This is a genomic window from Streptomyces sp. NPDC048612 (assembly GCF_043199295.1).
Taxonomy (GTDB): domain Bacteria; phylum Actinomycetota; class Actinomycetes; order Streptomycetales; family Streptomycetaceae; genus Streptomyces.
Genome location: NZ_JBICVV010000003.1, coordinates 380,933 through 404,806, shown reverse-complemented (window position 1 = coordinate 404,806; position 23,874 = coordinate 380,933). Strand labels below are relative to the sequence as shown.

The 23,874-nt window shown below is 73.0% G+C and carries 23 protein-coding genes and 1 pseudogene; 8 read left to right on the top strand and 16 right to left on the bottom strand.

Going from position 1 to position 23,874, the window contains the following annotated elements; all coding sequences use genetic code 11:
- Positions 1-95: 95 nt before the first annotated feature.
- Positions 96-275: a hypothetical protein gene (locus ACGFN2_RS07820; RefSeq protein ID WP_362612573.1), complete on the bottom strand. Its 180-nt coding sequence runs from the start codon at positions 273-275 to the stop codon at positions 96-98.
- 520 nt (positions 276-795) lie between these two features.
- Between ACGFN2_RS07820 and ACGFN2_RS07815 the strand changes: the two genes are divergently transcribed.
- Both ACGFN2_RS07815 and ACGFN2_RS07810 read left to right on the top strand, forming a co-directional pair.
- Entirely contained in the window at positions 796-2,622 is a 1,827-nt protein-coding gene (locus ACGFN2_RS07815; protein ID WP_362612571.1) for an alkyl sulfatase dimerization domain-containing protein, read from the top strand.
- Between the two features lie 99 nt (positions 2,623-2,721).
- Positions 2,722-4,755: an NB-ARC domain-containing protein gene (locus tag ACGFN2_RS07810; protein WP_362612568.1), complete on the top strand. Its 2,034-nt coding sequence runs from the start codon at positions 2,722-2,724 to the stop codon at positions 4,753-4,755.
- 20 nt (positions 4,756-4,775) lie between these two features.
- On the opposite strand, the gene ACGFN2_RS07805 is transcribed toward ACGFN2_RS07810, so the two are convergent.
- From ACGFN2_RS07805 to ACGFN2_RS07785, 5 genes are read right to left on the bottom strand one after another with little or no spacing between them, the layout of a single operon-like run.
- On the bottom strand, positions 4,776-5,816 hold the full coding sequence (locus tag ACGFN2_RS07805) for a serine hydrolase domain-containing protein (RefSeq protein ID WP_393358344.1): 1,041 nt from the start codon (positions 5,814-5,816) through the stop codon (positions 4,776-4,778).
- Positions 5,813-6,736: a DUF6895 family protein gene (locus tag ACGFN2_RS07800; protein WP_362612563.1), complete on the bottom strand. Its 924-nt coding sequence runs from the start codon at positions 6,734-6,736 to the stop codon at positions 5,813-5,815. The genes ACGFN2_RS07805 and ACGFN2_RS07800 overlap by 4 nt, the downstream gene beginning before the upstream one ends.
- The gene (locus ACGFN2_RS07795) at positions 6,733-7,716 is read right to left on the bottom strand and encodes a DUF6895 family protein (protein WP_393358342.1); all 984 of its coding nucleotides are present in this window, start codon (positions 7,714-7,716) and stop codon (positions 6,733-6,735) included. Before ACGFN2_RS07795 ends, ACGFN2_RS07800 begins: the two co-directional genes overlap by 4 nt.
- On the bottom strand, positions 7,713-8,414 hold the full coding sequence (locus ACGFN2_RS07790; RefSeq protein WP_393358340.1) for a hypothetical protein: 702 nt from the start codon (positions 8,412-8,414) through the stop codon (positions 7,713-7,715). Before ACGFN2_RS07790 ends, ACGFN2_RS07795 begins: the two co-directional genes overlap by 4 nt.
- Positions 8,415-8,431: 17 nt before the next feature.
- The gene (locus tag ACGFN2_RS07785) at positions 8,432-8,617 is read right to left on the bottom strand and encodes a hypothetical protein (protein WP_018091704.1); all 186 of its coding nucleotides are present in this window, start codon (positions 8,615-8,617) and stop codon (positions 8,432-8,434) included.
- 388 nt (positions 8,618-9,005) lie between these two features.
- Between ACGFN2_RS07785 and ACGFN2_RS07780 the strand changes: the two genes are divergently transcribed.
- On the top strand, positions 9,006-9,413 hold the full coding sequence (locus ACGFN2_RS07780; RefSeq protein WP_362612555.1) for a TOBE domain-containing protein: 408 nt from the start codon (positions 9,006-9,008) through the stop codon (positions 9,411-9,413).
- Between the two features lie 45 nt (positions 9,414-9,458).
- Here the strand turns inward: ACGFN2_RS07780 and ACGFN2_RS07775 are convergent, their stop codons facing one another.
- On the bottom strand, positions 9,459-10,313 hold the full coding sequence (locus ACGFN2_RS07775; RefSeq protein WP_362612552.1) for a helix-turn-helix domain-containing protein: 855 nt from the start codon (positions 10,311-10,313) through the stop codon (positions 9,459-9,461).
- A gap of 140 nt (positions 10,314-10,453) precedes the next feature.
- Here ACGFN2_RS07775 and ACGFN2_RS07770 point away from each other — a divergent pair.
- Positions 10,454-10,624 (top strand): annotated as a pseudogene (locus ACGFN2_RS07770) (molybdopterin-dependent oxidoreductase); the annotation flags it as partial.
- Between the two features lie 29 nt (positions 10,625-10,653).
- On the opposite strand, the gene ACGFN2_RS07765 reads toward ACGFN2_RS07770, so the two are convergent.
- Positions 10,654-11,073 (bottom strand): TOBE domain-containing protein, encoded by a 420-nt coding sequence (locus tag ACGFN2_RS07765; protein ID WP_362612549.1) that lies wholly within the window; start codon positions 11,071-11,073, stop codon positions 10,654-10,656.
- 323 nt (positions 11,074-11,396) lie between these two features.
- Here ACGFN2_RS07765 and ACGFN2_RS07760 point away from each other — a divergent pair, with 323 nt between their 5' ends.
- The 3 genes from ACGFN2_RS07760 (at position 11,397) to ACGFN2_RS07750 (ending at position 14,803) form a co-directional block, all read left to right on the top strand.
- The gene (locus ACGFN2_RS07760) at positions 11,397-11,792 is read left to right on the top strand and encodes a molybdopterin-binding protein (RefSeq protein WP_042152434.1); all 396 of its coding nucleotides are present in this window, start codon (positions 11,397-11,399) and stop codon (positions 11,790-11,792) included.
- A gap of 149 nt (positions 11,793-11,941) precedes the next feature.
- The gene (gene modA / locus ACGFN2_RS07755; protein ID WP_393358337.1) at positions 11,942-12,739 is read left to right on the top strand and encodes a molybdate ABC transporter substrate-binding protein; all 798 of its coding nucleotides are present in this window, start codon (positions 11,942-11,944) and stop codon (positions 12,737-12,739) included.
- A 90-nt stretch (positions 12,740-12,829) separates the two neighbouring features.
- Positions 12,830-14,803, top strand: coding sequence for an ABC transporter permease (locus ACGFN2_RS07750; RefSeq protein ID WP_393358335.1), 1,974 nt, complete (start codon positions 12,830-12,832; stop codon positions 14,801-14,803).
- Between the two features lie 16 nt (positions 14,804-14,819).
- Here ACGFN2_RS07750 and ACGFN2_RS07745 read toward each other — a convergent pair whose 3' ends face one another.
- The 8 genes from ACGFN2_RS07745 to ACGFN2_RS07710 all read right to left on the bottom strand — a co-directional run bounded on the left by ACGFN2_RS07745 (position 14,820) and on the right by ACGFN2_RS07710 (position 21,695).
- Positions 14,820-15,266 carry a nitroreductase family deazaflavin-dependent oxidoreductase gene (locus tag ACGFN2_RS07745; protein ID WP_393358333.1) on the bottom strand — a complete coding sequence of 149 codons (447 nt, stop codon included), beginning with the start codon at positions 15,264-15,266 and terminating at the stop codon, positions 14,820-14,822.
- A gap of 277 nt (positions 15,267-15,543) precedes the next feature.
- Positions 15,544-16,998 carry a SulP family inorganic anion transporter gene (locus tag ACGFN2_RS07740; protein WP_362612539.1) on the bottom strand — a complete coding sequence of 485 codons (1,455 nt, stop codon included), beginning with the start codon at positions 16,996-16,998 and terminating at the stop codon, positions 15,544-15,546.
- Between the two features lie 17 nt (positions 16,999-17,015).
- Positions 17,016-17,618, bottom strand: a complete 603-nt coding sequence (locus tag ACGFN2_RS07735; RefSeq protein ID WP_362612537.1) for a carbonic anhydrase — start codon at positions 17,616-17,618, stop codon at positions 17,016-17,018.
- Positions 17,619-17,711: 93 nt separating this feature from the next.
- Complete coding sequence (locus tag ACGFN2_RS07730) at positions 17,712-18,158, bottom strand: hypothetical protein (protein WP_362612534.1); 447 nt, start codon at positions 18,156-18,158, stop codon at positions 17,712-17,714.
- A gap of 121 nt (positions 18,159-18,279) precedes the next feature.
- Positions 18,280-19,584 carry an MFS transporter gene (locus tag ACGFN2_RS07725; RefSeq protein WP_393358330.1) on the bottom strand — a complete coding sequence of 435 codons (1,305 nt, stop codon included), beginning with the start codon at positions 19,582-19,584 and terminating at the stop codon, positions 18,280-18,282.
- Positions 19,585-19,614: 30 nt separating this feature from the next.
- Positions 19,615-20,130, bottom strand: a complete 516-nt coding sequence (locus tag ACGFN2_RS07720; protein WP_362612531.1) for a hypothetical protein — start codon at positions 20,128-20,130, stop codon at positions 19,615-19,617.
- Between the two features lie 52 nt (positions 20,131-20,182).
- Entirely contained in the window at positions 20,183-21,421 is a 1,239-nt protein-coding gene (locus tag ACGFN2_RS07715) for a hypothetical protein (RefSeq protein ID WP_393358328.1), read from the bottom strand.
- Between the two features lie 118 nt (positions 21,422-21,539).
- A complete protein-coding gene (locus ACGFN2_RS07710; RefSeq protein ID WP_362612527.1) occupies positions 21,540-21,695 on the bottom strand; it encodes a hypothetical protein in 156 nt (51 codons plus the stop codon).
- A gap of 381 nt (positions 21,696-22,076) precedes the next feature.
- Between ACGFN2_RS07710 and ACGFN2_RS07705 the strand changes: the two genes are divergently transcribed.
- Entirely contained in the window at positions 22,077-23,783 is a 1,707-nt protein-coding gene (locus ACGFN2_RS07705) for a hydrogenase maturation protein (RefSeq protein WP_393358326.1), read from the top strand.
- Positions 23,784-23,874 lie beyond the last annotated feature (91 nt).

Sequence of the window (23,874 nt, the reverse complement as noted above, 5' to 3'; positions counted from 1 at the left end):
GTGAAAAAGCCGCCGGCCGCTTGCCTCTGACGGGGCAGGTGACCGGCGGCGGTGCGTGGGCGGCGTGGTGCGGCGTACGGCTCGGCCCTGCGGGCCTACCGGCGCCGGTCGCGGCCGTTCACGGAGAGCTGTCCCAGCAGCCCGGCCAGCACCAGCCCGGTCCCGAGGAGCAGGCCGTGCGCCAGCGCGACACCGGCGGCCAGGCTGCCCGCCGCGACGGCCGGTGCCAGCCAGGCGAAGCGGTGGGGCGGGAAGGGCCGGGCCGGGCGGGCCAAGGGCGGACGGGGGCGGGGGCGGCGGGCGGCGCCGTGCCGGAACGGCTCGGTGAGTTCGCCGAAGGCGCGGTCGTCATGCGGGGACAGAGGCGTCCCTCCTCTCCCGGTCGTACGGGCGGCCGCGCCGTGGAGGCAGGGCGGCGGTGCGGGGGCGTTGCTCCGGTGATCGCGCGAGGTCGGGATGCTCCGGCCGGGGCGTCAAAGGGGCAGTGTCGCCCGGGTAGTTGTGCCCTGCCGCGCCGTGCCCGTAACGCGGGGAGCGGAGAGTGCAGCAGAGGGGTGCCACTTCGTGCCGGACACGGGCGGCCCTGTGCCGGACGGGACGAGACGCCGTGCCGGACATGGAGCCGCGCTCCCTCGGCGCCCGCTCCGCTCCGGCGTCCCGGAGGCGCCCCCGGTGCGGCGCGGCGGCGCGCCCGTCAGCAGGAACCCGCACGCATGCGGCAACCCGGTGAATTGGGATAATCGATGACATGGGTCTTTCCGACTGGGGCCCGCCGCCCCGGAGAGGTAGCGCCCCGTGACCGCTGTACCCGTGGATGATCACGAAGACTTCGCCGACGCCGACCGTGGCTTCATCGCCGCGCTCGACCCGCCCCAGGTCACGGCGGACGACGGCCGGGTGATCTGGGACGCGGAGGCCTATGGCTTCCTGGCCGGGAACTGCCCCGACACCGCGCACGAGAGCCTCTGGCGGCAGGGCAGACTGGTGAGCAGGCACGGCCTGTACGAGGTCACCGACGGCATCTACCAGGCCCGTGGTCTGGACCTCTCCCATATGACGCTGGTCGAGGGCGACCACGGCGTCGTCGTCATCGACCCGCTGCTCTCCACCGAGACCGCCGCCGCGGCCCTGGAGCTCTACCGCAAGTACCGCGGCGACCGGCCCGTCACCGGCCTGATCTACACCCACTCGCACCGCGCGCACTTCGGCGGCGGACGCGGGGTGCTGCCGTCCGGCCACCACCCCGTACCGGTGCTCGCCCCGGCCGGGTTCCTGGCGCACGCGGTCGGCGACGGTGTGCACGCCCGTACGGCGCTGACCCGGCGGGCCGTCTACATGTACGGGTCGGAGCTGCCCAAGGGGCCCGACGGCCAGATCGGCTGCGGTCTGGGCGCCGCCCGCTCCACCGGCACCACGAGCCTCATCCCGCCGACCGTCGACATCACCCGCACCGGTCAGGAGGAGATCGTCGACGGCGTCCGCCTCGTCTTCCAGCTCACCCCCGGCACCGAGGCACCAGCGGAGATGAACTTCTGCTTCCCGGCGCACCAGGCCCTCTGCCTCGCCGAGAACGCCACCCACACGCTGCACGGCATCCTGACCCTGCGCGGCGGCGCCGTCCGCGACGCCCGTGCCTGGTCCCGCCACCTGGGCGAGGCGCTCGCCCTCTTCGGCGACGAGACCGAGGTGGCCTTCGCCTCCCACCACTGGCCGACCTGGGGCAGGGACCGCGTCCGTACCCTGCTGGCCAACCAGCGCGACCTGTACGCCTACCTGCACGACCAGACCGTCCGGCTGCTCAACGAGGGGCTCACCGGCGCCGAGATCGCCGAGGAGCTGCGGCTGCCGCCGGACCTGGAACGCCTCTGGGCCCACCACGGCTACTACGGCTCGCTCAGCGACAACGTCAAGGCGGTCTACCAGCGCTACCTGGGCTGGTTCGACGGCAACCCCGCCCATCTGTGGGAGCATCCGCCGGCCGAGCAGGCCCGTCGCTACGTCGACACCCTGGGCGGCGTCGAGGCGACCGTGGACGAGGGCAAGCGGTACGCCGCCGACGGCGATCCGCGGTTCGCCGCCACCCTCCTCAACCACGCCGTCTTCGCCGCCCCGAACAACCTCCGCGCCCGCCGCGAACTGGCCCTCGTCTACGAACAGCTGGGCCACGGCGCCGAGAACGCCACCTGGCGCAACGTCTACCTCACCGGCGCCATGGAGCTGCGCGGCAGCCTCGCCGAGGCGCCGCCGGACACCCTGCACCCGGACCTCGCGGGGGCGCTGACCGTCGACCAGCTCCTCGACGCGCTCGCCCTCCGCGTCGACGGCCCCCGGGCCTGGTCCACCGCGCTCACCCTCGACCTCTACCTCCCCGACGAGGACCGCACCTGGCAGCTGACGCTCTCCCACGGGGCCCTCACCCACGTCAGCGCGCCCGGCGTCCCCGCCCCGTCAGGCGCACGCACCCCGGATCTCACCCTCACCCTGACCAAGCCCCAGCTCCTCGGCCTGCTCACCGGCCAGGGGCCGGGGGACGCCGTACAGAACGGTGAGTCGGGCGCACTCCACCAGCTCCTGGGCCTGCTCGGCACGCCGCACCCCACCTTCCCCGTCGTCACGCCCTGACCGCGCACCCGCCGCCCGGCCGGCGGACGTCAACCTCGCGCCCCGGCCCGCTGCCCTCACCGGACCGCCGGAACGCCCCGGCTGGGGCAAACTGGCCCGGTGGCGAGCAACATTCCCGAGGAGTCGACCAGCTTCGTCGGCCGACAGGCCGAACTGCGGCGGATCGACGACGAGTTGACGGAACACCGGCTGATCACGCTGACCGGCCCCGGTGGCGTGGGCAAGACCCGGATCGCGATGCGGGCCGCGCGGGCGGCGGCGGCCCGGTTTCCCGACGGCGTCTGCTGGACCGATCTGTGGCCCCTCCAGGGGGACGGACTGCTGGTGGCGAGCGTCTGCGACGCCGTCGGCCTGGCCGACCACACGGCGCGCACCCCGGTGGCCGCGCTGTGCGAGTGGCTCGCGGACAAACGGCTCCTGCTGGTGCTCGACTCCTGCGAACACCTCGTGGACGCCTGCCGCGACCTCCTCGGAGATCTGCTGACCGCGGCCCCCGCCGTCACCGTGCTGGTCACCAGCCGGCAGCCGCTGGACATCGTCGGCGAGTGGACCACCGAGATCGGCCCGCTGCCGTACACCGGCGCCAACGACGCACTGGCCCTGTTCACCCAGCGGGCCGGCACCGCGGCCCCCGGCCTGCGGCTCACCACCCCGCTCAACGCACACGCCGCCGCCGTCATCTGCCGCCGCCTCGAAGGCATCCCGCTGGCCCTGGAACTGGCCGGCGCCCAGCTGGCACACAGCTCCGTCGAGCGGATCGCCGAACGGCTCACCTCCCGGCTCGATACCCTCGAACCCGCCGACGGACCGGTACGGCTGCCCCGGCACCGGACGCTGCGCTGCGCCATCGGCTGGAGCCATGAGCTGTGCGCACCGCTGGAACGGCTGCTGTGGGCCCGGCTGTCCGTCTTCCGCGGCACCTTCGACGAGGAGTCCGCCGGTGCCGTGTGTGCCGGGGGACCGCTCACCCCGCCACGGGTGCGCAGCACGCTGGCCGCGCTGGCCGCCAAGTCGGTGCTCACCCGCGAGGGCACCCGCTTCCGCATGCTCGACACCCTGCGCGAGTACGGCCGGATGTGGCTGGCCGAACTCAACGAGGTGACCGCCCTCGCCGACCGGCACGCCGCGCACTTCGCCGACTTCGGCCGCCGCGCCGAGCTGGGCTGGCTGGGCCCCGAACAGGTCAGCTGGTACCGCCGGGTCGCCGACGCCCATGTCGACCTGTGCACCGCGCTCGACCACCTCCTGGTCACCGCCCCGGAACGGGCCCAGGAACTCAGCGCCTCGATCGGCCTCTTCTGGAGCTGCTGCGGCCATCTCCACGAGGCCCGCAACTACGTGGCCCGCGCCCTCGCCGCCCACACCAGCCCGAGCCCGGCCCGCACCCGGGCGCTGTGGGCGCTCGGCGTCGCCGTGCTGCTCCAGGGCGATCTGGCGCTGGCCGACGCCCTCGGCGGGGAGTGCGCCCGCGCGGCACGGGGGTCCGAGGACGCGGAGGCGGTGCTGGCGGCCGGCTACCTCATCGGCCTCACCCATCTGATCGCCGGCCGCCCGATGTCCGCGCACACCGTCGCGGAACAGGTGCTGGGACCGCCGCCGTACGACCCCTTCGACTCTCCCGGACGGCTGCGCTGCCAGCTCGTCCAGATCTTCGCGCTCACCGGCCTGGGGGAGCTGGGCCGGGCCCGGGAGGCGGCGACCGCGCTGCGCCGCGGCTGTGTGGAGCGCGGCGAGTACTGGACCCGCTCCTACACCGACTACCAGCTCTCGCTGATCTCGCTCTTCCAGGGCCGCCCCGAGGAGTCCGCCGACCACGCCCGCGCGATGCTCGCGGCCAAGCAGGGCATCGGCGACAAGTTCGGGATCGCGCTCGGCCTGGACCTGCTCGCGGCCGCGGTCGCCGCCCAGGGCGACGGTGCCGCGGCGGCCCGCGTCTACGGCAGCGGCCAGGCCCTCTGGCGCACTGTCGGCCATCCGCAGCGCGGTACCCCGGAACTGCGCGCGGTCCGCGAGGAGTGCGAGCAGCGGGCCCGCGCGGCGATCGGCGACGCGGCCTACGCGGAACACTTCCGCCGGGCCAGCGAGGAACGCCCCGGTACCTCGCTCGCCCGGATTCTGGCGGGCGACCTGTGAGCGGCGGCGCCCTCCCCGGCTCAGGGTGAGGGGTCGCCCGCCAGCGTGTACAGCAGCTCGTAGGCCGTGGTGATCATGTTGCAGCTGCGGCCGCGCCGGGTGGCCAGCGCCACCAGCCCGGTGCGCGACGCCGGGTGGTAGCCGAGGAACGCCTGCTGGCCGAAGGTCGCCCCGACATGGAAGAGCAGCGGCCCGCGCGCGGCGGGGTGCTGATACCACGTCAGGGTATGGGTGTCGCGCTTCCGCCAGCCGCGGCGCAGCAGCGGCACCTGGACGTCGCGCAGCGGCCCGGCCAGCGGTGTGTCGTCGGGGGAGAGGTGCGCCTCCAGGTAGGTGAGCAGATCGCCCGGGGTGGCGCGGACCGATCCGGCGGCGATGAACGCTCCCATGTCGGCGCTGCGCACCGGCGTCACCCCGTTCGTCCGGTGCCCGATGGCGTCGGTGCCGGTGGTGCCGGGCCCCAGGGTCGTGTCGGTGAGCGCGAGGGGCTTGAGCACCCGCTCGGTGAGCAGGGCGGGATAGCCGGCGCCCGCGGCGCCGGACATCGCCGGGCCGAGCAGGGCCAGCCCGAAGTTGGAGTAGCGCCAGTGGGTGCCCGGCTCGTGCCGCGGCCGGGTCCGCGCGAAGGTGCGCAGCAGACGCTCCGTGTCGTAGCCGGCATAGCCGTTGGCGTACGGGTGGACCAGCGCACCCACGATGAGATCGGTGGGGATGCGCGGCAGCCCGGAGGTGTGGGTGGCCAGTTGCCGCAGGGTGATCCGGCGGGAGGCCGGATGCGGCAGCGGCAGCTCCGGCAGACGGGCGGTGAGCGGATCGTCCAGGGACAGCCCCCCGGACCGGGCCAGCTCGGCGAGCAGCAGCACGGTGAAGGTCTTGGACAGCGACCCCAGCTCGTAGCGCAGCGCATGACGGGGGGTGGGCGGCGCCATGGCCGAACCGCCGGTCATCACGGTCCGCCGGCCGTTCCGGGTGACGGCCAGCACGATGTCCGGGGCGTCGATCAGGGTGACCGCGTCCGCGAGACGGTCGGCGAGCGCGGGGCCGGGGCGGTCGGGGCTCATCCGACGGCGGACAGGGCCCGGGAGGTGGCCATCGCGGAGGCGAACGCGGCGACCAGGGTGGGGTGGTGGACCAGGTCGAAGACCCGCGCCGGGTCGCCCTCCGGCATCCGGCGCTGGATGGGCATCGCCCCGGTGGACGACTGCGCGGCCGCGTACCGCTCCCACATCTCCGCGTCCAGGGCCGGGCGCGGCAGACAGGCGTCGACGACGAGGAGTTCGCCGAGCAGGTCCCAGTGTTCGAGATCCGCCCAGTCCTCCGTCCAGGCGGGCAGATACCGCGTCAGGTACTCGGCGATGGCCGTCGGGATGTGCTCGGGGTGCTCGCCCCAGTTGGTGAGGTGGAAGACGGTGTGGGTGAGGTCGTAGGCGATGTGCAGCTGCACGGTCCACGGCTCGGGCAGCTGCCCCAGCCAGGTGCGCGCCACCGCCTGGTCGAAGTCGCTGCTGGGCGGCAGGCCGAGCTTGCGTTCCGCGTTGAGCACCCCGAGCCGCCGGTTGGGCATCATCTCCAGTGCCGTCCAGGTGGTGGTGCGCCGGCACACCTCCAGCGCGGACTCCAGGCCCGGGTGCCGGTGGCCCAGTTCGTGGAAGGTCGCATAGACCTCCAGCGGCACCGGGGAGAGCGGCTCGTCGTGCTGCAGCCGGGCCAGCACGTTCCCGCCGTCCAGCAGCTCCCGCCAGGCGAAGTCCAGCAGCTTCCCGGCCCGCTCCTTCTGCCGGGAGCCGGCCACGCCCTCCCGGAACAGCACCTGCATGTTGAGTGCCAGCTCCCCGATGGGCTTGAGCCGTTCGACGACCTTGCCGTTGCTGGCGAAGTCCTCGGGGGTCAGCCGGAAGTGCTCACGGTGGTCGTCGAGCCAGGTCAGGGCCCGGTCGCCGACGCCGTGGAGCAGGGCGGGGGATGCGGCCGTCACGGTCACGGGGCAGTCTCGCTTTCGCAGGGCGTCCGCCCGGCCGCCCCCGCCGCGTTCCCGGCCGGGGCACCGGCCTCGGCCTCGTCGGAGGCGGTACGGGCGAGGGTGGCGGCGAACGCGGTCACCAGGGTGGAGTGGTAGCAGGCCGTGAACGCCTCGGCCCGGTCGCCGGTGGTCGGTGCCGCGCCGATCTCGGGCACGCTGCCGTCGGCGGCCTGGGCGCCGGCCAGCCGCTGCCAGGCCGCCGCGTCGTAGGGGGCCGCGGGCAGACAGGCCGTCACGGCCAGCAACTCGCCCACCAGGTCCCACAGTTGTTCCTCCAGCCAGTTCTCCAGCCAGGAGGGGACCCACAGCCGCAGGTAGTCGGCGAGCTCGGGGGCGAGCCGCTGCCGGTCGCGCCCCCAGTCGGTGAGGTGGAAGACGTCATGGGTGATGCCGTACGCCGCCTTGCGGTCCAGCGCCCAGGGTTCCGGCAGCCGGCCGAGCCCGGTCAGCGCGAGCACGGCACCGAAGTCGGCATGCCGGCGCAGCCCGGTCCGCCGCTCCGCGTTGAGCACCCCGAGCGTCCGGGTGTGGTCCTCGCGGGCCACCCGCCAGCCGCGCAGCCGTGTCATCAGCCCGACCAGCGCATCGGCCTCGGGATGGCGCAGCCCGGCCTGGGCGAAGACGCCGTAGAGCTCCACCGGATAGGTGGCGAACGGCTCACCGCGGATCAGCTCGGCGAACAGCTCCCCGTCACGGGTCTCGTTCCAGGCGAACGCGAAAAGTCCGCGGGCCGTCTGCCGGATGTCGTCCCGCGGGTGCAGCGTCCCGATCAGCTGGGTCAGCTCGGCCAGCTCACCGAGGGGCTTCAGGGTCAGGTTGGGATCGGCGTCCGTGGTCACGTTCGGGGGCAGCCGGAAGAAGGGACGCGCCTGGTCCAGCCACCCCAGGCTGTCGCGGACCATCCGGTCCAACAGCCCGGGGTCGCCCCGGCCGACGGTCACCAACCCCGTCCGTAGAAGCGCTGGGCGGCCGCGACATGCAGCGTCACCCGCGGATCACCGCCACCCATCTGGCGGACGAACGCCAGCCCGCTGTCGAGCCCCAGGGTCTGCGGGACCTCGGGCAGCCGGGCCAGCCAGCGGCCCAGACCGGCCGCCTGCATCCAGTCCCTGCGGCGCACCGCCCGGACGAAGCCGCGCGACAGATCGTCGGTGCGGGTGGCCAGCTGCTCGGTGAGACCGGGCGCCAGCCCGGGCAGCGCGAGTGCGGCGAGCTGGGACACCCGGTGAGAAAGCCTGGGCCAGGGGTCGTGGTCGACCCAGCCGGCGGCGGCCTCAGGAGGCGGCGGCCAGTGCTGTGTGCCTCCGGGCAGAAACGCGTGCGAGGCCTCGACCAGGCCCCGGTAGCTCCACACCGAGACCTCCGAGGCGTCCGCTCCCGGCGGATAGGCCGCGAGCGCCTGCCGGACCACCGCTTCGTCGTCCGCCCCGACGGGAGCGCCGAGGCGCTCCATCGCGTACGGCGCGAGTGCGTCGGCACCGAGTACCCGGACGGCGGCCGGGGTCAGTGCGTCACTCTGCCGCAGAACGCCGGACAACGCATAAGGGTCGCCCTCACCCCGCAGGGCGAGGGCGACCCCGGTTGCGGCATCGGCGATCACAGCGCTCAGCGGGACTGCTCCCTGCGTCTGTTCAGCCAACGCTTTCCCCTTCAGCCTCAGCGGACGTCAGTCTTGGGCCGGGGGGTGGGGGGCGAGATCAGAAGCAGCGCGGCCAGCAGCAGCGCACCTCCGCACTCACGCGTATCGCGGAAAACACCGTCGGCCTCGGCGGGCTCAAGCAGTCCCTCGACCTCGGCGGCCAGGGCAGCCGTCTCGACCGGCGCTGTGCGATCCGTAACCATGCGATCAACTCCTTCTACGAATGGGATACCAGATTCACATCGGCATAATTCGGGCGCAAGAGGAGAAAAGGCGCAAATCGTAATCTTTCGGGTTGGTGTGATGGGTGTTCAGCGGGCTTGCCGCTTCTCAACTCCCGTGCATGACCGACGAGATGGCGATGCCTCGGACGCGGCAGCCGGGTGTACCGGGTGAGGGTGCCCAGGGTGAGGAAGACCCGCTGATGGCGGATCGGGCTGCGCTGTTCGGATGCATCCGCGCGGCACGGATGGCCTCCCGGTGTGGTGCGGCGTCGCTTCCTCCGGACGGGTGACCCGGCCGCCTCGCGAGGACCCGTGCGGCGCGGCGGGCGGTACCGGAGCGTGTCGGACGCTGCCCTAGAGTGCGGGGGTGCCGACGTACAGCATTGGTCAGGCAGCGGGGCTGCTGGGTGTGAGTTCGGAGACGGTCCGCCGCTGGGCCGATGGCGGTCAGCTGCGGATGGAGCGGGACGGCGCGGGAAACCGTGTGCTCGACGGGGTGAGCCTGGCGGCGTTCGCCAAGGAGCGGGCCGCGGGCCTGCATCCGGTGCCGGGGGAGGTGTTGACCTCCGTACGGAACGCGTTCGCGGGGATCGTCACCCGGGTGACCCTCGACGAGGTGATCGCCCAGGTCGAGATCCAGTCCGGACCGCACCGGGTGGTCTCCGTCGTCAGCCGGGAGGCGGTCGAGGAGCTGGGCATCGAGGTCGGGATGACCGCGACCGCCCGGGTGAAGTCCACCCATGTGCACATCGACCTGCCGGACGACGGGCGCTGAGCCGCCGCCCGGCGGCCGGGCAGGCCCGGTACCGCGGTGCGGCGCTCAGCGGCAGAGCAGCGCCGCCTGCAGGTCCAGCTTGTGTTCGAGCCGGGACAGATCGCGGCCGGTGAGCGACTCGATGCGCTGGATGCGGTAGTGCACCGAGTTCACATGCAGCTTCAGTGCCGCGGCCGTCCGCGCCCAGGACCCGTGATGCGCGAGGAAGGCCTCCAGCGTCTCCACGAGCATCCGGTGCGAGCCGCCGCCGTGCGCCAGCGGCCCCAGCACCCGGCCGCTGAAGGCCGTACGGACCTCCGCGGGAACCCCGGCGAGCAGCGCACCCAGGGTGCTGAGGTCCTCGACGGCGGTCACCCGGGCCCCGTCGGGGGACGTGGCGCGGGCCGCCGTCAGCGCGTAACGCGCCTGTCCCAGCGCGGAGTTGAGGTCTTCCGGGCCGCGCACAGGGGCGCTGATCCCGGCGTGCAGCGGTGGCTGCGGACCGGGGGCGGAGAGCGTGGGCCACAGCTCGGCGGATGACCGGTGCCGCCCGGCGTCCTGGCCCGTACGGACCAGGGCGACCGCCTCACCACCCGGGAGGCGCCCGGCCACGGACGGCTCGCCGGTGGCGGGGCGCAGCGCCGTCACCGGCGCGCTCTCCGCCGGGCCCGGTTCCTCGCCGACCGCCGTGGCGACCACCACCCGGTACGGACCGGAGGCGGGCAGCCCGCAGGCGCGCAGCGCTTCTTGGAGCGCCGCGCCCTCGGCCGCTCCGGACGCGACGAGCGCCACCAACGCGTCGGCCGCCCGCTCGCCCTCCGGCCGTCCGTCGGTGTCCGGCCGTGGCGCGCCGACGCGCTCCGGCGGTCCGTCGTGACCGGTCCGGAGCCCGTCGGGCGGGAGGAGTTCGTGGACGTGCATGTGCTGGCTCCTTGGGCGGCTGCCGGACACGGCCCCGGCATCTCACATTCACCAGGCTAGTGCGAGTGCCCACATGGTAAATGCCAGATGATCCGGACCATAGTCCTCTTGGCTGATCGACCAGATCCCGCGCCGCGGCCTTCGAGGGGCCGCTGCTGCGCGAGGTCATCGATGCGGCGGGCCCCGCCTTCGACGTCCGGCGGCGCAAGGACCGCGCCCGCTCCCTGCCGACCGTCTCGGGCGCGGACGGGCATCACGCGGTGCTGTCCTGGGCGGAGCTGGACGCGGACTTCGGCGATGCGCCGGTCCTGGGTCGCTCCAGGGGCGGGAGGGCGTGGCCTCAGGAGGCGGCGAGGGCGATCTCGGTGGACTTGATCAGTGCGGTGACCTCGGAGCCGGCCGCCAGGCCCAGGTCCTCGACCGCCTCCCGGGTGATCGCCGCGGTCAGCTCACCGCCCGTGACAGCCACCTTGACGCCCGCCATCGCGCCGCCGGTGGCCACCTCGGTGACCGTGCCGGGGAGCCGGTTACGGATGCTGAGTCCCTCGACCACGCCGGTGGCGAGCGCCACCTCGGTGGACTTGACCAGCGTGTGCACCGCGGAGCCCGCCTCGATACCCAGTTCCCGTACTGCCTCCCGGGTGATCGCGGCGGTGACCTCCTGGCCGCCGGCCAGCCGGACCTTGACGGTCGCCATGACCTCGCCGGGGGTGACGGAGGTGACGGTGCCGGGAATCCGGTTACGGATGCTCAGGTTCATGGACGTGCCTCACCGGGGGAGGGGGAACGCGAAGGGGACGGCGGGGCGGGCATATCGTATATATCCCGCTGTGGTCCGCACTCTAGCCAGGGTTCGCGTGGTCGTCCGGGAAGCCTTGCGGGTGGCCGCGGGAGTTCCGTGCGCGCGGGGCGGAGTGGAGCGGGAAACGCGGGGCAGGGTGGCGCAGGGCGGGTGACTCCGTCACCAGCGGCTCGGGGGCGGGCGCCCGGACTTCGTGCCTTCCTCCAGGCCGCCTGGCATTTGCTATAGAACCTCGTTCTGTCAATTGCAGATGCGAGCCAATGTTGCCTATCTTGTGGCACATGCAGTCCTATACGATCGGCCAGGCGGCGCGGCTGCTGGGGGTCAGCCCCGACACCGCGCGCCGCTGGGCGGACGCCGGCAAGGTCGCGACCCATCGCGACGACGGCGGCCGCCGCCTCATCGACGGCCGTGATCTGGCCGCCTTCTCCATCGAGGTGGCGCAGAACGGCACGGGTGAGGACGACGCCTCGTACACCTCCGCGCGCAATGCCTTCCCGGGCATCGTCACCGCCGTCACGCTCGGCGATGTCGCCGCCCAGGTCGAGATCCAGGCCGGTCCGCACCGCCTGGTCTCCCTGCTCACCCGGGAGGCGGTGGAGGAACTGGGCCTGGAGGTCGGCATGCAGGCCACCGCCCGCGTGAAGTCCACCAGCGTGCACATCGACCGCACCTGACCCTTCGCGGCAGCACCACCAGCCGATCCGCAACGACCGTCCCCCACCGGCCGGCTGCCTTCCCTCAGCGGCGTCGCCCGTCCACGGCGCGGCTTTTCCCATCCACTCGGACGACACCCGTCGTCCCGGGTTCCAAGGAGTCCCGCCTCATGTCCCAGCTCGTCACCGCGCGCCGTACCGCCGCCGCGCTCGTCACCGTCGCCCTGCTCGTCCCGCTCGCCGCCTGCGGCGGCAACGACGAGAAGGACAACGGCGCCGAGAAGTCCGGCGGCGCCGTCCCCAAGGCGGACCTCACCGTGCTCGCCGCGTCCTCGCTGACCGACGTCTTCAAGAAGGCCGGTGCGGTGTACGAGCGGGAACACCCCGGCACCAAGGTGCACTTCTCCTTCGCCGGGTCCCAGGAGCTGGCCGCCCAGGTACGGGAGGGTGCCCCGGCCGACGCCGTGGTCACCGCCGACACCAAGACCATGGACGGCATCGGGCCGGATGTCGGCAAGTCCACCGTCATCGCCAAGAACCGCCTGGTCATCGTCACCGGTGAGGGCAACCCCAAGAAGATCGACAACCTCAGGGACCTCACCGACAGCAAGCTGAAGGTCGTCCTCGCCGCCTCCCAGGTGCCGGTCGGGCGCTACAGCAAGCAGGTCCTCGACGCGCAGAAGCTGACCGTGCAGCCGGTCTCCCAGGAGCCCAATGTGCGTGCGGTGCTCAGCAAGGTCGAACTCGGCGAGGCCGACGCCGGTCTCGTCTACAAGACGGACGCCGCCACCGCACCGAAGAAGGTCGACGCCGTCGACATCCCCGACGCGCAGAACGCCGTCGCCTCCTACCCGGCCGCGACTCTGAAGATGTCCCAGCACTCCGCTGCCGCCGCCGCGTTCGTGAAGTGGCTGAGCGAGCCCGCGGCGCAGCAGCTCCTGCAGCGGGCAGGCTTCCAGAAGCCGTAATCCGGTACGGCGCGCACGGGGACCGTCCGGCTCGGCGGAGCGGACGGCCCCGCGCGCACCGCCCGGCCCCGCCCCGAGCCGAGGAACCCGATGAAAGACCTCCGCACCCTCGCGCCGCTCCCGGCAGGCAGGTTCCGTACGCCCGGCGCCCGCACTCCCGTGGTGCTGGCTCTGCCCGCGCTGGTCGCCGTCGCCTTTCTGCTGCTGCCGCTCCTCGGCATCCTCGCCCGCACCAACTGGGGTGATCTCGGTACCCACTTGACCAGCCCGGGTGTCCTCGAAGCGCTCCGGCTCTCGCTGCTGGTGTCCTTCTCGGCGCTGGGGCTCGCGCTGCTGCTGGGCGTACCCCTGGCCTGGCTGCTGGCGCGGGTCGACTTCCGCGGCAAGGCGCTGGTCCGCTCGCTGGTGCTGCTGCCGATGGTGCTGCCGCCGACCGTCGGCGGTGTCGCGCTGCTGCTCGGCTTCGGCCGGCGGGGACTGCTCGGCCCCTGGCTGGAGGAGACCTTCGGCGTCGTGCTGCCGTTCCACACCTCCGGTGCGGTGGTCGCGGCAACCTTCGTCGCGATGCCGTTCCTCGTGATCAGCCTGGAGGGCACGCTCGCCGGACTCCGCCCCCGCTACGAGGAGACCGCGGCCTCCCTCGGCGCCTCCCCCGTACGGGTCTTCCGCACCGTCACCCTCCCCATGGCCGCCCCCGGCCTCGCCGCCGGCGCCGCGCTGACCTGGGCCCGTGCGCTCGGCGAATTCGGCGCCACGATCACCTTCGCCGGGAATCTGCCCGGCACCACCCAGACCCTGCCGCTCCAGGTCTATCTGCTGCTCCAGGACTCCCCGGAGGCCGCCACCTCGGTCTCGCTGCTGCTCCTCGTCATCGCCATGGCCGTGCTGATCTGTCTGCGCGGCCGCTGGACCGGCGCCACCGCCGACCGGGCGGCCCGCACCGCACGCGCCACCGACGACACCGCCACCCCGGACCCGCCCGCCGCGGGCACCGAGGAGCCTGCCCCGCCGTCCGCGGCGCACCGGGAGCACTGGCCGCTGCACGCCGAGGTCACCGGATTCAACCAGCTGACGCTCGACGCCGATCCGGGCACCACCATCGCCGTCGTCGGACCCAACGGCGCCGGCAAGACCACCCTGCTGCGCGCCCTGCTCGGCCTCACCCCGCGCGCCCGCGCCGTGCTCCGCCTCGGCGACACCGACGTCACCGCGCTGCCCCCGCACCGCCGCGGCGTCGCCTGGGTCCCCCAGGACGGCGCGCTCTTCCCGCACCTCACCGCCCTGAACAACACCGCATACGGGCTGCGCGCGCACGGCGCCCCGCGCGCCGAGGCCCGCCGTACGGCACAGCAGTGGCTCGACCGGCTTGGCGTGGGCCACCTCGCGCACCGCAAGCCCGCCCAGCTCTCCGGCGGACAGGCCCAACGCGTCGCCCTGGCACGGGCGTTGGCCGCCCGGCCCCGTCTGCTGCTGCTCGACGAGCCGCTCGCCGCACTCGACCAGACCACGCGCGCGCAGGTACGGCACACCCTGCGCGGCCATCTCGCGGACTACGGCGGGGTCTGTCTGCTCGTCACCCACGACCCCGTCGAGGCGGTCTCGCTCGCCGACCGGGTCCTCGTCCTCGACGGCGGGCTCGCCCTCCAGGACGCCCCGCCCGCCGAGGTCACCCGGCACCCGCGCTCGCCCTGGGTCGCCCGGATGCTCGGCCGGAACGCCTGGCCGGGCACCGCCACCGGCGAGGCCCTCGCGCTCACCGGCGGCGGCCGGCTGGTGACCGCCGACCCGCTCCCCGAGGGCGCCCCGGCGCTGGCGATCATCGCCCCCGAGGCCGTGTCCGTCCACCTCGACCGGCCCACGGGCAGCCCCCGTAACGTCTGGCCGGGCACCGTCCGCGAGATCACCTCGGCGGGCAGCCGGCTGCGGGTCCTCATCACCTCGCCCGAGGCGCCCGATCTGGTGGCCGAAATCACCCCCTCGGCGGCACTGGAACTCGGCCTGGCCGACGGGGTGTCCGTATGGACCAGCGTCAAGGCCACCGAGGTCTCCCTCGTGGCGCTCTGAGCACCGGCCGGCCGGATCAGTGCTCCGTGGCCGCCGGCTCCAGGACGAACACCGGGATCTGACGCTCCGTCTTCTTCTGGTACTCGTCGTAATCGGGGAACGCCTCGACGGCACGCCCCCACCACAGGGCCTTCTCCGCCCCGGTGACCTCACGGGCGGTCATGTCCCGCTGCCGCGGCCCGTCCTGGAGCTCCACCCGTGGGTCGGCCACGACGTTGTGGTACCAGACCGGGTGCCGGGGAGCGCCGCCCATGGACGCCACCACCGCATACACCCCGTCGTGCTCCACCCGCATCAGCGGGCTCTTGCGGATCTTGCCGCTCCTGGCGCCCCGGGTAGTGAGGATGACGACCGGCATCCCGCGCATCGTGGTGCCGTCTGTCCCGCCGGAGGACTCGTACAGCTCGACCTGATCGCGCACCCACTGTGCCGGGTTCGGCTCGTACTCACCCTGAAGAGGCATGCGGTCCGTCCCATCTCCGTAGACAACGTGACCTCGCCCGCGGCCCGCGGAGGGGCTGCCCGGCAATGCCCTGACCTTCGCTCAACAACCGCGGCGCACGCAATCTTCCGGGTTCCGCCGTCGTGTCCGGCCGGCCCGGGAAGCACACGGCGCCGGCCACCGGCGGCTGCCCCGGCCCGCCTCATGGGCGGGTACGGGAACAGCCGGACCGGTGGCCGGCGCCAGAGAGCGGCGGCTCCTGTTCACCCACCGAACGGGCGGGTGAACAGGCCCGTCGTCAGGACACCAGCTCCACCTCGCGGGCGCTCCGGCGGTGCTGCTCGGCCCAGTTGTTCAGCGCCGAGCCACAGGCGTGGTCGAGGTGGCGCAGCCCGCTCAGGTCGAGTTCCACGTCCCGGTCGGCGGGCAGTGCGTCGAGCTTGTCGAGGATCTTCGGCAGCCGCAGGAACGTGGCGTTGCCGACCGCCCGCACCTGCACCGGCTCCGACACGTCCTCCGGGACCTGCACGTCGAGGTGCACATGCGAGGTCTCCCAGGCCGTCTTCGCGACGGCCAGCAGCAGACCGATCAGCACACCCTCGAACATGTTGACCGTCACGATTGCCACCGCGGTGACCATGAGGACGACGGCCTCGCCGCGGTGTTCGCGCCACAGCGGCCCCAGTGCCCGCACCGGGATGAGCTTGCAGCCCGCGTGCACCAGGACACCGGCCAGTGCGGCCACCGGCACCACACCCAGCGCGGCCGGGAACGCCGCGGCGAACACCAGCAGCCAGACGCCGTGCAGCACCCGCGAGGCCTTCGTCTGCGCCCCGGCGAACACATTGGCGGAGCTGCGGACGATGACGGCGGTCATCGGCAGCGCACCCAGGACACCGCAGACGGCGTTGCCCGCACCCTGGGCCATCAGCTCCTTGTCGTAGTCGGTCTTCGGCCCGTCGTGCAGCCGGTCGACCGCGGCGGCGCTGAACAGGGACTCGGCGGAGGCGATCAGCGCGAAGGCGAGGACCGTACCGAGCACACCGAAGCTGCCGAGCCGGCCGAGGTCATCGAGGCCGGGGGGCTGAATCGCGTCCAGCAGCCCGCTGACCTCGACCCGTGCGACGGGCATGTCCAGCGCCCACACCGAGAGGGTGGCGAGCGCCACCGCGGCCAGCGGCGCGGGCAGGACCCGGGCGGCGCGCCGCCAGCGCGGCCACAGCACCAGGACGGCGATGGTGCCGACGCCGATGGCGAGCGCGGCCAGCGCCTTCGGCGACCCCACGGTGGAGACCACCAGGTCGGGGAACCCGCCGATGTTGGCGAGTCCGCTCCCCGGCGCCTTGGCGTCCGTGAGGGCGTAGAGCTGCCCGGCGATCAGGACCAGGCCGATACCGGCCAGCATGCCCTGGACGACGGCCACCGAGATCGCCCGGAACCAGCGGCCCAACTTGAGGGCGCCCATGACAAGTTGGAGCAGTCCGGCGGCCAGTACCAGCGCGCCGAGGGTGCCCAGGCCGTACTCCTTGACGGCCTCGAAGACCAGCACCGTCAGGCCGGCGGCGGGGCCGCTGACCTGGAGGCTGCTGCCGGGGAGCAGACCGGTGAGCAGTCCGCCGACCACACCGGTGACCAGGCCGAGTTCGGCCGGGACACCGGAGGCGACCGCCACCCCGACACACAGCGGGACGGCCACGAGAAAGACGACGAGCGAGGCGGTGAAGTCCGCCCGGAAGGAAGGGAAGCGCTTCATGAGAACTCGCCCCGCCTTCAGAGGGGGAGGAACAGGTCGGTGGCCGGATGATGTGCGGCCACCATGCCGGTGTGCACCTCGTAGAACCAGCCGTGCAGATTCACTTCTCCCGCGTCCAGCCGCTCCTGGACACAGGGGTAGTCGCGCAGCCGGTCGACCTGCTGGCGGACATGCTGCTGCACCGCCGCGGCGACCGTCGGCTCCTCGTCCTTGGGCAGCTCGTCGGAGAGCGCCTGCGCCAGCCAGTCCCGTACGGCCGGAGCGCCGTTCAGGTCCTCGCCGCGGGCCTTGGCGCCGACCGCGCCGCAGTGCGAGTGGCCGCAGACCACGATGTCGGCCACCTGCAGCACGCGCATCGCGTACTCGATGGTCGCGGCCTCCGCGCAGGCCGCCATGTCGTCCTGGTAGACGGGCACGGCGTTGCCGGCGGTCCGCAGCTCGAAGAGTTCACCGGGCTGCGCTCCGGTGATCAGGGACGGAATGACCCGGGAGTCGGAGCAGGTGATGAACAGGGCGAGGGGCGACTGGCCGGCCGCGAGGCGGCCGTAGGTCTCTTGCTCGTCACGGCCCTCGGCGATACGGGCCATCAGGCCCCGGGCGTGCTGGATGAAGGTCTCCACGAGGAGGTCTCCTGCTGATGAGGGGTGCCACTGTGGGGGTGGTGGCGCGAATGAATGAGGTGCGGCTGGTGGGGCAGGCCACCACGGCCGCCCTCAGCAGCGGAAGACGCAGTGGAGGAGGGGGAGTTCGAGGGGTCTCGACGCGGCCTTGGTGGAGCTGCCGGCCGCGGGGCCGGCCGTCGCCGGGAAGGCGTGGAACGGGGAGCCGCCACCGTTGAACGGCGGGAGCGGACGCCCGGTGTGGTGCGGGATGCCGACGGAGGTCCGCACCGTACGCCGGGGCTGGCCGCGCTCGGCCGCGCGCTTGGCCTTCTCCTCGCCGCTGTCGTAGCTGGGCTTGGCGGCCGGCTGGGCGCTCGCGGACTTCGCGGCGGACGGACCGGCGAACGCCGCGCGTCCGGTGTCAGCGGCCGCCGCGCTGCCCAGGAGGAACGTCAGAATCACCGTGAGGGCGAGCAGGGGCAGGCGCAGCCCGCGCCGCACCGGCGTGCCCGGTATGCAGGCGTCCTTCCGCATCGTTGCCCCCCGTGGCTCGTTCACACGGTTCCACCCTGCCCTCACAGTGCAGCATCCAGGTTTCCGGCGTGAGAACGAGAAATGACGCCAAGTTTCAAGATGTCCCCCATTGCGATTCGGGCACATCCGTGTGACGAACGGGTGTTCATTTTGGTTCCGGCTCCGCGTGGGGAGTCGCAGGGGCAAGGTCGGTGTGCTCGGGACGGCGGGCCGCCCACGCGACCACGGGCACGACCGCGAGCGAGAGCACCGCGCCGGCCAGTGTCAGCGCCGAATAGCCGCCCATGACGACGACCACGCCCGAGGACATACCCCCGGCCGCGCCCGCGAGGGCGATTCCGACGTCCACCATTCCCTGCGCGGAGGCACGCCGGGCGGGCGGCAGCGCGTCGGTGACGAGGGCGGTGCCGGCGATCAGCCCGAAGTTCCAGCCGAGGCCGAGCAGGACGAGCGCCGTGGCGAGCGCGGGAACGGAGTGCGGCGGGGCCAGCGCGGCCAGCACTCCGGCGGCCGACAGCGTCAGCCCGGAGGCGGCGGCGACCCACCGCCGGCCGAGGCGGTCGACCAGCAGTCCGGTGAGCGGGGAGGGCAGGAACATCGCTCCGACGTGCAGGGCGATGACCAGTCCGGCCGCCTGGGTGCCATGGCCGTGCGCCTGCATGTGGACCGGCGTCATGGTCATGATGGCGATCATCACGAGCTGAGTGAGGATCATGACGGTGGTGCCGATGACCACCCCGCGCCGCTGCGACCGGGCGTCCGGCTGCTCGCCGGCGTCCTCGGCGGAGTGCGGGTCGGCGGGCCGTTCCGCCGCCAGCTTCTCCGCCAGTCGCAGCGGGTCGGGCCGCAGCAGCGCGGCCAGGGCCACCGCCGCCGCCCCGAACGCGGCGACGGCCAGCAGGAACGGCCCGGCGAGCCGGGGGATGCCCCAGGAGTGCGCCACCTCTCCCGTCACGGTGACCAGGTTGGGGCCGACCACCGCGCCGAGCGTGGTGGCGAACAGCACCGTGCTCACGGCCCGGCCGCTCCGCTCGGGCGAGGCCAGATCCGCCCCCGCATAACGCGCCATCAGGTTCGTCGAGGTGCCCGCCCCGTAGACCAGCAGGCCCAGGAACAGCAGCACCGTGCTGCCGACGGCGGCCGCCAGGACCACCCCGAGGCTGCCGAGCGCCCCGACGGCGTACCCGAGCGCCAGCCCGGGGCGGCGGCCGTGGCGCCGGCAGATCTGCCCGATGCCGAGCGCGCCCAGCGCGGCCCCGGCGGTGAACAGCGCACTGGGCACACCGGCGAGACCGGTCGAGCCGAGCATGTCCTCGGCGAGCAGCGCGCCCACGGTGATGCCGGCGGCGAGGCCCGCGCCACTGAGGATCTGGGAGAACACCAGGACGGCCAGAATCCGCCGCTGCTCGGGCACCTCGTCGCCGGCCGTTACGTCGTTGGCGTCCTTCATGATTCCTTTCGGTTCTGCGGAGGCGGATCGCTAGGTCGTCGCCGGCATCGGCTCCAGCGCCGCGATGTCCGCGAGCGAGAGCCCCATCTGCTCATGCAGGAAGCGCACGATCGTCCAGTGCGGCAGCGCCTCCTCGTCGTACGGGCCGAACTCCTGGCAGTACAGCGGAATCCAGCGCAGCGCCTCTTCGAGCGCCTGCTCGCGCCCCGGCTCCTGCTGGTAGTCCTCATAGGCGATGCTGCGGTGCTCGATGAAGAAGCGGCCCGGGAGCCGTTCCTCGCACAGTGCACGGTATTCGCGGGTCTGCAGGATGAGGTAGTGCCAGATCTCGTCGATGTCCTGCTCGACCGGCAGGAAGAGACCGCTGAGCCGGTCGTGGTGCCGGGAGACGAGATAGAGGTAGCGCAGACACTCGGTGACCTGGCGCTCCACGAACTCCCGCGGTGCGGTGCCCTTGTCGTCGAAGTGCTTCACGACTTCGGCGTGCAGCGCCGCACCGAGCAGTTCCTTGAGGTCGTCGGCGGATATCCGCGGCTGGCTGGTCATGCTTCTCCTGTCCGAGTGGCGCGGACGTCCGGGGACGCGGACGTCCGGCGGGTCAGCTGCCGGTCGAGAGCCAGGCGTACTTTCCCGACTTCCCGATGGGGATGTGCGTACGGTGTTCGAGCCGGCAGCGCCGCCCGGTCAGGTCACTGACGCCCGCTTCCAGCGCCGCGGTCCGCGCGGGTTCGAGAGGCGCGCCCTGGAACGTCGTGTACCCGAGCTGTGCCGTGCCCTCGCCGGTCAGCCGCAGCTGGTACAGGAAGACGTCCGGGGAGGTCTCGCTGACGCACCGGTCGAGGTCGCCCTGGGAGACCGGCCCGTGCGGAGTGCTGAGCAACTCCTTTTCCCGGCCGCAGAATTGGACGACCTGCTCCGGGTCGGGCGAACCGTCCCGGGTCCGTACGCAGTCGCCCGAGCGGTAGCGGATCAACGGCATGTAGGGATTGCGCACGCTCGACACGATGAGCTGGTGGATCGTGCTGCCCTCGGCGACCGGCTGGAGCTCGACGCTCATCTTGTCGAGGTACGGACGGTAGGTGCCGTGGCGGTCGCTGTAGTAGAGGTAGCCCAGCTCGGTGCTGCCGAACAGGTCGATGACGGGGCAGTCGAAGTGCCGGCGCAGAAAGCGCCGGACGTTCTCCGGGGTGTACTCGTAGGCGTGGATGATGCTGGCGGGCGCCGGGAAGTCGTCCCACAGCCCCCACTCACGGGCCTTCTGCACCAGATGCGCCAGGTGGTAGCCGGAGCAGTCGAGGTGGTACCAGCCGCGCGGGTGGGACTGCCGGGCGGTCCGGATCTCCGCCAGCATCCGTTCCAGGTCGGCGCGCTCCCACAGTGCCGGGTCCAGCCGCAGGTTGAGGTAGCAGGTCCGTTCGTCGAGCCACCGGTCGTCGAGGGTGGGCACCGGGGCCGGTGCGGTCCCGCGCCGGGCGGCGTTGACCCGCGCCACGTGTTCCGTCGCCAGCACCGTGGTCAGCGACACCCGCCGGCAGCCGGCTTCCCAGGTGCCGGCGATGTCGGGGTGTTCGCTCCAGAGCTGGTAATAGGAGCGCAGCAGGAAGTACGGAGGCCGGATGATCTGCATCCGGGCGTGGTTGGTGCCGGTGGAGAGGACGAACTCGGCCTCTCCGGACTCCAGCGCCGCCGCCAGCCGGGGCGTCATCCAGTTGTCGGGAAAGCCGCGCGCGATCTCCGGCTTGTCGAGTACGGGGAAGTACCCCTTCGCCAGCGACTCACGATAGAGGGGTATGTCGCGTATCTGCTCGATGACCTCGGCGGTCGGCTGACCATCCATGGAATCCTCGTCGTCTGGAATGCGGTGCCACACGGGGGATACGGGGCGTGGTGCCCGGGAGCGGGCGGCGGGGTGACGCACCCCGCCGGCCCCGCTCCCGGGCCGCTGGCCACGAGGGTCAGGAGATGCAGCCGGCCTTGGGCGCGGCGCTGATGCAGCCGGCCTTCGGGGCGGCGCTGATGCAGCCGTTCTTCGCCGCCTGCTGTGCGGAGTTGGCGGCGAGCCAGTTCTGCCACACGCTGTCCTGGGCCATCTTCTTGATGAGCTGCTCCATGGAAACCTCCGAGAGAGAGAACGGAAGAAGGACTGGGCACACGGCGCTGACCTGCGCCGATGCCATGACACTGAAGGTAAAAGTATGACCAAGTAGATGTCAATTAAAGGCAATGTCCCAGGCTGCGGTTGGGTGGCCGGTGCGCCAACTTTGGCGGGATTCCGTCGCGATGATCACTGCCGGGAACTACATGACGCGCAGTCAGGCATTGGGTACCTTCACCCCGGTCCCGCCCCGCCCCCGCCCCTGCCCCCGGCTCCGCGTTGCGCCGCACGGCGGCCGTCGATCGGGTGACCCGTCGCGCGGGTCCGGAGCCCGGTGGCCGCCGGTGCGGGACGATCCAGCCAGCCACCCGACGGTCCAGCTCCAGGGGAGTCCGCTGTGCGCATTCTGCTCATCGCCGGCGCGTTCAACAGCCTGACGCAGCGCGTGTACGCCGACCTCGGCGACCACGGACACCAGGTGGGCGTGGAGCTGGTGACACGGGACACCCCGCTCCCCGAGGTCGTCGACCGCCACGACCCGGACCTGATCGTGGCGCCGATGCTCAGGACGGCCGTCCCCCGGGAGGTGTGGTCCACCCGTGTCTGTCTCATCGTGCACCCCGGGCCCGTCGGCGACCGGGGCCCGTCCTCGGTGGACTGGGCGGTGCACCTGGGTGCCGGCCGGTGGGGTGTCACGGTCCTGCAGGCCAACGACGAGATGGACGGCGGCGACATCTGGGCGTCGGCGGACTGCCCCGTCCCGGAGGTGGGCAAAAGCGACCTGTACCGCAACGAGATCGCCGATGCCGCGCTGGAGGCGGTCCGGACGGCCGTCGCCCGTGTCGCGTCCGGCACGTACCGCCCGCAGCGGCAGGCCGACCTGCCCGATGTCGCGCAACCCGGCCGCCCCCGCCCGCCGTTCCGCCAGGACCTGCGCCGCATCGACTGGCACGCCGACTCCACCGACACCGTCGTACGCAAGCTGCGCGCCGCCGACTCCCAGCCCGGTGTGCGCGACGAACTGCTCGGCGAGAGCTGGCATTTGCACGGCGGCCACCCGGAGGACACCCTGACCGGCCGGCCCGGCGAACTGCTCGCCACCCGGGCCGGCGCGATCTGCCGGGCGACCGCCGACGGCGCGGTGTGGATTCCGGAACTGCGGCCGCCCCGCACACCGGGCGGGCCCGGCACCCTCAAACTGCCCGCCACCCTGGCGCTGGGCGACCGCCTCCCGCCGCTCTCCGACATCCCGGCCCCGCCCGACCCCGGCGACGGACCCCGGACCTGGACCGACATCCGCTACCGCGAGGACGGGCCGGCCGGCTTCCTGGAGTTCTCCTTCCCCGGCGGCGCGATGAGCACCGACCACTGCCGCCGGCTGCTCACCGCCTACCGGCACGCCTGCACCCGGCCGACCTCCGTGCTGGTCCTCGGCGGCCGCCGGGACTTCTTCTCCAACGGCATCCATCTGCACGTCATCGAGGCCGCCGCCGACCCCGCCGCGGAGTCCTGGGCCAATCTGCAGGCCATGGACGATCTGGTGCACGCCGTCCTGACCACCACCGACCGGCTCGTGGTCGCCGCGCTCGGCGGCAACGCCGCGGCCGGCGGGGCGATGCTGGCCCTGGCCGCCGACGAGGTGTGGTGCCGCGAGGCCGTGGTGCTCAACCCCCACTACCGGCTGATGGGGCTCTACGGTTCCGAGTACTGGACCTACACCCTGCCGCGCCGGACCGGCCCCGAAGTGGCCGCGGAACTCACCGCGCGCGCCGTGCCGGTCAGCGCCGCGGCCGGCGCGCGGCTCGGCCTGGTGGACCGGGTCATCGACTGCCCCGCGCAGGACTTCGCCGAGCGGACCGCCCGGCTCGCCGTCCGGCTGGCCGCGGCGCCCGCGACACAGGCCCGGATCGCCACGAAGAAGGCCGACCGGGAACGCGACGAGGCGCACCGCCCGCTCGCCGTCTACCGCGAGCTCGAACTGGCGCAGATGCACCGCATCCTCTTCGACCCGGACCAGCCCTATCACGCGCTGCGCCGGGCCTTCGTCCGCAAGGAAGCCGCGGCGACCCCCGCGCACCTCGGCTTCCCGGGCGGCAGGAGCTGAGAGGGGGCTCCGCCCGTGGTCCGCGCCCGGACCGCTCAGCAGCGGGCCGGTGGTCCGCGCACGGCGGTCACCGGCCCGCTGCTGAGCGTCA